This is a genomic window from Paenibacillus terreus (assembly GCF_042138595.1).
GTDB lineage: Bacteria > Bacillota > Bacilli > Paenibacillales > Paenibacillaceae > Paenibacillus > Paenibacillus terreus.
The window spans coordinates 170,867-178,963 of sequence record NZ_JBHIRX010000014.1; the positions used below are offsets into that span (position 1 = coordinate 170,867).

7 protein-coding genes are annotated in these 8,097 nt (G+C 54.9%); all 7 read left to right on the top strand.

Annotated features, from left to right (window positions below):
- Positions 1-28 precede the first annotated feature (28 nt).
- The 7 genes from ACE5KN_RS22345 to priA all read left to right on the top strand — a co-directional run bounded on the left by ACE5KN_RS22345 (position 29) and on the right by priA (position 7,854).
- Positions 29-1,918, top strand: coding sequence for a bifunctional homocysteine S-methyltransferase/methylenetetrahydrofolate reductase (locus tag ACE5KN_RS22345; RefSeq protein ID WP_375524155.1), 1,890 nt, complete (start codon positions 29-31; stop codon positions 1,916-1,918).
- A 32-nt stretch (positions 1,919-1,950) separates the two neighbouring features.
- Positions 1,951-2,838, top strand: a complete 888-nt coding sequence (locus ACE5KN_RS22350; protein WP_375524156.1) for a YicC/YloC family endoribonuclease — start codon at positions 1,951-1,953, stop codon at positions 2,836-2,838.
- Between the two features lie 53 nt (positions 2,839-2,891).
- Positions 2,892-3,152, top strand: coding sequence for an extracellular matrix/biofilm regulator RemA (remA, locus tag ACE5KN_RS22355; protein WP_020615370.1), 261 nt, complete (start codon positions 2,892-2,894; stop codon positions 3,150-3,152).
- A gap of 15 nt (positions 3,153-3,167) precedes the next feature.
- On the top strand, positions 3,168-3,737 hold the full coding sequence (gene gmk, locus ACE5KN_RS22360) for a guanylate kinase (RefSeq protein ID WP_355319376.1): 570 nt from the start codon (positions 3,168-3,170) through the stop codon (positions 3,735-3,737).
- Positions 3,738-3,778: 41 nt separating this feature from the next.
- The gene (rpoZ, locus tag ACE5KN_RS22365) at positions 3,779-3,979 is read left to right on the top strand and encodes a DNA-directed RNA polymerase subunit omega (protein WP_375524157.1); all 201 of its coding nucleotides are present in this window, start codon (positions 3,779-3,781) and stop codon (positions 3,977-3,979) included.
- Between the two features lie 97 nt (positions 3,980-4,076).
- Positions 4,077-5,294: a bifunctional phosphopantothenoylcysteine decarboxylase/phosphopantothenate--cysteine ligase CoaBC gene (coaBC, locus tag ACE5KN_RS22370; protein ID WP_375524158.1), complete on the top strand. Its 1,218-nt coding sequence runs from the start codon at positions 4,077-4,079 to the stop codon at positions 5,292-5,294.
- A gap of 22 nt (positions 5,295-5,316) precedes the next feature.
- Positions 5,317-7,854: a primosomal protein N' gene (gene priA, locus ACE5KN_RS22375; RefSeq protein ID WP_375524227.1), complete on the top strand. Its 2,538-nt coding sequence runs from the start codon at positions 5,317-5,319 to the stop codon at positions 7,852-7,854.
- The last annotated feature ends 243 nt before the right edge of the window (positions 7,855-8,097 follow it).

The following is an 8,097-nucleotide window of genomic DNA, read 5'->3' on the forward strand; positions in this document are numbered from 1 at the left end:
AAACAAAATGACGGGGTGGAGGAAGCGAATGAAAGCGGATTTGCGCACGGCATGGAAAAAGGAAGTACTGGTCGGGGACGGCGCTATGGGAACATTTTTGTATCAGCTGGGTTTTCCGGTCGGAATTTCCTATGAGGAACTGAACCTGACCTCCCCGGAGGTGATCGCGGATGTTCACCGCCGCTATTTGCAGGCAGGCGCCCGTGTGCTGGAGACCAATACGTATTCGGCCAATGCTTATAAGCTTGGCAAGTTTGGCCTCGAATCCAAGGTGGATGAAATCAACCGGGCAGGCGTCAGAATCGCACGTCAGACAGCCGGGCCAGATAACTATGTCGTGGGGGCTATGGGCTCTATTTATGGAGCCAAGCGGATTAATATAACGAATCAGGAACTGAAACGAAATTTTGACCAGCAGATTACCGCTTTGCTGGCCGAAGGCGTGGACGGGATGCTGCTGGAAACGTTTTATGAGCTGGAGGAAATGCGCACAGCCTTGCGCTGTATCCGTGCATACAGCGATTTGCCGGTCATTTGCCAGTTCGCTGTGGATCAAGTTGGCATGACCCGCGACGGCTACAGCATCAAGGAGGCGTTTGCCTTTTTGCTCGGTGAGGGAGCGGATGTGCTTGGCTTCAACTGCCATTCCGGACCGCAAGGCATCATGAGCGTAGTTGAGTCACTGGACCAACCTCTGGATGTCCCACTGTCCATCTTTCCTAACGCAGGCCTGGCAGATTATGTAGAGGGCCGGTATGTATACGGCGCGGGGCCGGAGTATATGGCGGAGTGTGCGGTTTCATTTGCAGACCGGGGAGCCAGACTGATCGGAGGCTGCTGCGGCACAACTCCTGAGCATATAGCTGCTATCGCTGCTGCACTGCAAGGATATGTTCCGGCGGTGCTGCCTGAAAAGCCTGGGGCGGCAACTATCCGCCAATCGGTATCTGTAAACGCTCATGAGGCGGAGGATCAAGCGGCTGGCGCTCCCCCGCAGGAACCTACGATTGTTGATCTTGTAAAACAGCGGCATACGGTCATTGTAGAGCTGGATCCTCCGCGTGATCTGGATATCACGAAGTTTATGGAGGGGGCCCGTGCCCTGAAGGCCGCAGGAGCGGATGCGCTGACGATGGCGGATAACTCGCTGGCGGTGACACGTATGAGCAATATGGCGCTCGGCCACCTGGTCCGCAGTGAAGTGGGGGTGCGCCCGCTCATCCATATCGCCTGCCGAGACCGCAATTCCATCGGAACCCAATCGCATATGATGGGCTTCGACGCCCTCGGCATCGATCATGTGCTTGCAGTGACGGGAGATCCGGCGCGGTTCGGGGATCTGCCGGGCTCCAGCTCCGTTTATGATATGACTTCATTTGAAATCATCCGTATGATCAAACAGTTGAACGACGGAGTTGCCTTCTCGGGCAAGCCGCTGAAGCAAAAGGCAAAATTCGTTGTAGGCGCAGCTTTCAACCCGAACGTCAAGCACTTGAACAAGGCCGTGGAGAGGCTTGAGAAAAAAATCGCCGCAGGGGCGGATTACATCATGACACAGCCGGTTTACGATATCGAGTTAATAGCGGAGATCAAGCGTCAGACGGCCCATTTGGAGACACCGATCTTCATCGGCATCATGCCGCTGGCCAGCGGACGCAATGCGGAATATCTTCATAACGAGGTACCTGGCATCCAGCTCTCGGATGCGGTTCGCTCCCGGATGTCAGGCCTGCAGGGACCGGAAGGACGGGCGATGGGCGTCGCAATCGCCAGGGAATTGGTGGATGCCGCCATGGACCATTTTAACGGAATTTATCTCATGACACCGTTCATGTTCTATGAAATGACCGCAGAGCTTACCTCCTATATTTGGGAAAAATCCGGGCACCGTCCGTCCCACTTGTTTCGTTCAACATAATCCATTAGAATAGTGTAATGGATGTGATGCCGATGTCATTGAGTATGACCGGATACGGTCAAGCCGTTCTTTATCACGGAGGCTATAAAGTGCGCTTTGAGGTGAAGTCTGTAAATCACCGGTATTGCGAGGTGATGATGCGGATTCCGCGTGAATGGGCCCGTTTTGAAGACGGCTTGAGAAAAGAGGTACAGCGGCAAGTGAAGAGAGGCCGCGTAGATGTCTTCATTCAAAAGGAACGGGATGAGGGACAGAACTCGTACGTACAGCTAAACGAACCGGTAGTGCAAGCATATCTGGAGACCGCCGAGCTGCTTGCTGACAAATACGGCCTTGACAGAAGGATCGGAGTCAGCGAGCTGCTCTCCCTCCCGAATGTGTGGGTCGACCGGGACAGCATCGACGAAGCGGAAGACCCGGAATGGGAGCAGCTTCTTCTTGACGGCCTGGGAGAGGCTGTCGCCGGAATGCTTGAGATGCGGCGCCGGGAAGGCAGGGTGCTGGCTGCAGACCTGAACAGCCGGATCGAGCGGCTGGAAGTGCTGCACAGCGAGCTTGCCGCTTTAGCGCCTACAGTTGTGACCGACTACCGCAACCGGCTGAAGCAGAGGCTTGCAGAGTTGCAGGATGGCGCTCTTCTGCCGGATGAGCAAAGGCTGGGGATGGAGATAGCGCTTTTCGCAGACCGGTCCAATATCGATGAAGAACTGACCCGGCTGCGAAGTCATTTAGGCCAATGCAGGAATCTCCTGCTTTCGGACGAGCCCGCCGGCCGTAAACTTGATTTTTTGATCCAGGAACTGAACAGGGAAGTCAATACGATCGGCTCCAAAGCCAATCATCTTGAATTGGTGAACCGCGTGGTTGAAATGAAAGCGGAACTGGAGAAAATTCGCGAACAAGCCGCGAATATGGAATAGCTTCCCGCTGGCTTGGCGGCAACAGTCATTTGTATAGGGGGAAATACCTGATTATGGCAATCAAACTGATTAATATCGGCTTCGGCAATATTGTGTCGGCCAATAGAATTATCTCCATCGTCAGCCCGGAATCCGCTCCGATCAAACGGATCATTCAGGAAGCGCGTGACCGGCATATGCTGATTGATGCGACATATGGCCGCCGGACCAGGGCGGTTATTATTACGGACAGCGATCATGTGATCCTGTCGGCGGTACAGCCGGAAACGGTGGCACACCGTCTATCCACCAAAGATGATGATCATGACGAATAAAAAATGGAGAGTAATATGGCTAAGGGATTATTAATCGTTTTATCCGGACCTTCGGGTGTCGGCAAAGGAACAGTAGGAAATGCGCTCCGCAAGCGTCTGCCGGAACTGACTTACTCGGTGTCGGCAACGACCCGCCAGCCCCGGCAGGGCGAGGAGAACGGAGTGAACTATTTTTTCAGGACAAGAGAGCAGTTTCTCGAAATGATCGAGAAAGACGAGCTGCTTGAATACGCGGAATACGTAGGCAATTATTACGGGACTCCGCGGGATTTTGTGGAGCAGACGCTCGAGCAGGGGAAAGATATTTTTCTGGAGATTGAAGTTCAGGGAGCACTCAAAGTTAAGGAGAAATTCCCTGAAGGAATTTTTATTTTCCTGCTGCCTCCTTCGCTTGACGAACTGAAGGATCGGATCCGCGGGCGCGGGACGGAGACCCAGGCCACCATTGATCACCGGATGTCCGTTGCGGTTGATGAGATGAACTTGATGCAGCATTACGATTATGCTGTAGTCAATGACGAGATTGATTTGGCGTGTAAAAGAATAGAATCAATCATTATCGCCGAACATTGTAAAATCCGCTGATTTATGGAATACCTAATATTTTGTAGAAGAGGTGTCTGTTCATGCTGTATCCTTCCATAGATGAAATGATGAATAAAGTTGACAGTAAATATTCACTTGTCGTTGCCGCTTCCCGCCGCGCCAGACTGCTGCGCGAGGGTGAGAAGAGTGATTTGAAGCAGCCCAGATCGCATAAGCAGGTCGGTGTGGCGCTGGAGGAGATTTACAACGATTTGTTGAAAGTGGAGCGTCTGGAAGACTGATTTCTGACTTGGCGACAAAATAAAAAAAAGGCATTTCAGCCGTTCTTTTTTTGACAACCGAAAGGTTGTTATTTTTTTCTCTAAGGAGGAGTGGAGCATGTTGAAGGGGAAAAAAATCTTGCTTGGGATTGCCGGGGGCATTGCCGCTTATAAAGCAGCCGCACTAACCAGTAAGTTGACCCAAAAGGGAGCGGACGTACATGTCATCATGACCGCCTCCGCACAGAAATTCATTACTGATCTCACACTGCAGACGCTCTCGCGCAACCCGGTTTACACCGACACCTTTGATGAGAGGCAGCCTGAGGTTGTGTCCCATATCCATTTGGCCGATTTCGCGGATCTGGTCCTCATCGCACCGGCTACGGCAAATATGATCGCCAAAATGGCGCATGGGCTGGCGGATGACATGCTGTCCACCACACTGCTTGCCACCACGGCCCCTATTATGGTGGCCCCTGCAATGAATGTGCATATGTACGACCATCCCGCGGTGATAGACAATATGCGGACCCTGGTGTCCCGCGGTGTCATGATGATTGAGCCGGGAAATGGACAGCTGGCCTGCGGATATGTCGGCAAAGGCCGGCTGGAGGAGCCGGAGACGATTGTGGAGATCGTCGAGCGTTATTTCGCGGAGAAGGATAAGCAGGCATTGCCGCAGCTGCTGCAGGGGCGCAAGGTGATTGTTACGGCTGGCGGGACGGTGGAGCGCCTGGACCCGGTCCGCTATATTACGAATGATTCGTCAGGTAAAATGGGCTTTGCCATCGCCAGAGCCGCCAGACAAATGGGAGCGGATGTGCGGATTATTGCCGGGAACACAACCGCGGCACCTCCGGAAGGCGTTTCAGTAGAAAAGGTAGGTTCTGCGCAAGATATGTATGAGGCTGTCATGAGGCATTGGGAGGAATGCAGCATGCTGGTTATGGCGGCGGCCGTGGCCGATTACCGGCCCAAGGAGGAAGCACCGACGAAGCTTAAGAAGCAGGGTGATACGCTGCAGCTGGAGCTGGTGAAGACGGTGGATATTCTGGAATCGCTCGGACAGCGTAAAACGAAGCAGTTTCTGGTTGGCTTTGCCGCGGAAACGGATCAGCTGGACCGGTATGCGCGTGAGAAGCTGGAACGTAAAAATTGCGACATGCTGGTGGCCAATGATGTGACCATGGAAGGGGCCGGCTTCGGCACGGACACCAATGCGGTACACATCTACGACCGCAATGGCCTTGTTGAACAGCTGCCCGTCATGTCCAAAGACGAGGTGGCCCGGCGGCTGCTGACCGCCGCAGCCGCCCGGATGGGCGGGGCGTAAGAGGATGGGGGCATCGGACGGTATGGATATTGCCAAAGTGATCGTGGATGTGCCGGCCAAGGATACGGACCGGACCTTTGATTATCTGATTCCCGACACGATGCGATCCTGGATTGAACCGGGCAGCCGGGTTGCCGTGCCCTTCGGCAAACGCACGGTGCAAGGCTTCGTCACCTCGGTACAGCCGCAGCAGGAGCCGTCCCGCTTCAAGCTGCGGCCGATCCAGGAGCTGCTGGATCTCGTTCCGCCACTGTCTCCCGATCTGGTGGAACTGGGCGCATGGATGAGCGAGCGTTATGCGTGCAACCGGATTCTGGCGCTGCAGGCCATGATTCCGACAGCGCTCAAGGGCAAAGCGGAGCGGTATATCTCCCTGGCTGACCGGCCGATAGATGAGGAAGAGCCGGTAGCGGCCGGCGCGCTTCTGGCGGATGACGGCATGAGTGATCCGGCAGAGCGGAGGATCGTGACCTATATCCGCAGCAAACATCAGGTTGCGCTGCAGGCATTAAGCCGGCAATTCCCGCAGGAGGCGGCGGTGATCAAATCGCTGCTGCGGCGGGGGGTGCTGCAGGAAAGCCAGATGATCAAGGACAAGCTGCAGAAGAAAACGTTAAAAGCGGTCGATCTGGCGGTCCCGGCCGGGGAAGCGGAAGCCGCGCTTGTCGATTTTCCCAAAAAAGCGCAGCGGCAAAAGGAAGTGCTGGCCTTCATCCTGGAACGCAAGGATTTTTTACCCCTCCCGCTGAAGGAGGTGCTTGCTTCCCTGCATGTGACGGCGGCCGCCGTCAAAGCGCTTGAAAATAAAGGATATCTCCGTCTGGAAGATGTGGAAGTGTTCCGCGACCCTTACCGCGGCAGGCACTTCAAGCCGACACAGCCGCTCAGGCTTACCGTCGAACAGCAGCATGTTTTTGACCGGGTAATCCGGCAGCTGGATGCTCGTGAACAGGGGGCATTCCTGCTTCACGGCGTCACCGGCAGCGGTAAAACCGAAGTTTATCTGCAATGCATCAGCCGCTGTATCGAGCAGGGAAGAGAGGCGATCGTACTTGTCCCGGAAATTTCGCTAACCCCGCAGATGGTGGAACGCTTCAAAGGCCGGTTCGGCGATCAGGTCGCGGTCATGCACAGCCGGCTGTCGGGCGGGGAGCGGTATGATGAATGGCGCAAAATACGGGAAGGGCGCGTCAAGGTTGCCATTGGAGCCAGATCCGCCGTGTTTGCTCCTTTTGCCCATCTCGGACTGATTATTATGGACGAAGAGCATGAATCGTCATACAAGCAGGAGGAAACACCGAAATACCATGCGCGCGATGTGGCGGTCCGGCGTTCGCATCAGCACGGTGCGGTCGTCATACTCGGTTCTGCGACCCCGGCACTGGAAACCTACCATGCGGCGCGCTCGCAGAGCAATGACGAGTTTGCCCCGCTGCTGCTTGAAATGCATACCCGCGCCCTCGGCAACACGCTGCCCGAGGTTCGCATTGTGGATATGCGCGAGGAGCTGCGGGAGGGCAATCGCTCCATGTTCAGCCGGGCGCTGCATGAAGGAATCGCCAGCAGGCTGGAGCGTGGGGAACAGACGGTGCTGCTTTTGAACCGACGAGGTTATTCCACCTTTGTCATGTGCCGCAGCTGCGGTTATGTGGCAGGCTGCCCGGAGTGCGACATTTCGCTGACCTATCATCAGCGTTCCAATAACCTGCGCTGCCACTACTGCGGTTATGCGGCGCCCGCGCCGGAGGTTTGCCCCGACTGCGGGAGCGAGCATATCCGCTATTTCGGAACAGGGACCCAGCGTGTGGAGGAAGAGCTGGCCAAGCTGTTCCCCGGCATACGCGTCATCCGTATGGATGTGGACACAACAACGGAAAAAGGCTCGCATGAGAAGCTGCTGGCACGGTTCAGGGAGAAAAAAGCCGATGTTCTGCTCGGCACGCAAATGGTGGCCAAGGGGCTTGATTTTCCCGATGTGACGCTGGTCGGTGTCATCACTGCGGATTCTTCGCTCAATCTGCCCGACTTCCGGGCGGCGGAGAAAACGTTTCAGCTGCTGACCCAGGTGGCGGGGAGAGCCGGCAGGCATCAGCTTCCAGGTGAGGTATTTATCCAGTCCTACACCCCGGATCATTATTCCATCATTCATGCGAGCCGCCATGATTACGGTTCTTTTATCCGGGATGAGCTGAAGCACCGCCGTAATTTGCACTATCCGCCGTACTGCCGTCTGATTTTGGTGACTCTTTCGCATGAGCAGCTGCCTGTCCTGGTGAGACTGGCGGAGAATTTCAGGACAACCCTGGAGGGAAAGGCCAGAAAGCTGGGCTGGTTCGGGGATATGGACCGTTTTACGACTGACGTGCTGGATATTCTGGGGCCTGTCGCTTCACCGGTGCCGAGAATCAAAAATAGATACAGGTTTCAATGTATGATAAAATGGCGTGGACAAATTGACGCTGTCGGACTGGTCAGGAATGTGGCGGATGAGCTGGCGGATGCCGTCCAGCGCCAGAATCTGCAGATCAGCCTCGATGTCGATCCGCAAATGTTAATGTAGACATGCGGAAGCGGCATATATATATCCGAGGGACGGCGTTATGAATATAATATTAGTACGTGTTCAAAAAGTCAGGTTTTCAGCACCGAAGCGTATGCTTTCGAAGTGCGTTTTTTCAAAACGCTGGAGTTGAATGAAGCTAGGGACTGAGGAGCGGAGCGTACTAGGGGTACGTGAGCACCTGAAATGTTTCCGCAGGAAACATGCTTCGGAAGCATCCGCTTAGTCCCGGCTGAATTCAAG

What these genes read in the sequence shown, in the direction of transcription:
- ACE5KN_RS22345 (WP_375524155.1), top strand. Translation starts at nt 29, where the DNA reads ATGAAAGCGGATTTGCGCACGGCATGGAAAAAGGAAGTACTGGTCGGG.
- ACE5KN_RS22350 (WP_375524156.1), top strand. Translation starts at nt 1,951, where the DNA reads ATGTCATTGAGTATGACCGGATACGGTCAAGCCGTTCTTTATCACGGA.
- remA (WP_020615370.1), top strand. Translation starts at nt 2,892, where the DNA reads ATGGCAATCAAACTGATTAATATCGGCTTCGGCAATATTGTGTCGGCC.
- gmk (WP_355319376.1), top strand. Translation starts at nt 3,168, where the DNA reads ATGGCTAAGGGATTATTAATCGTTTTATCCGGACCTTCGGGTGTCGGC.
- rpoZ (WP_375524157.1), top strand. Translation starts at nt 3,779, where the DNA reads ATGCTGTATCCTTCCATAGATGAAATGATGAATAAAGTTGACAGTAAA.
- coaBC (WP_375524158.1), top strand. Translation starts at nt 4,077, where the DNA reads ATGTTGAAGGGGAAAAAAATCTTGCTTGGGATTGCCGGGGGCATTGCC.
- priA (WP_375524227.1), top strand. Translation starts at nt 5,317, where the DNA reads ATGGATATTGCCAAAGTGATCGTGGATGTGCCGGCCAAGGATACGGAC.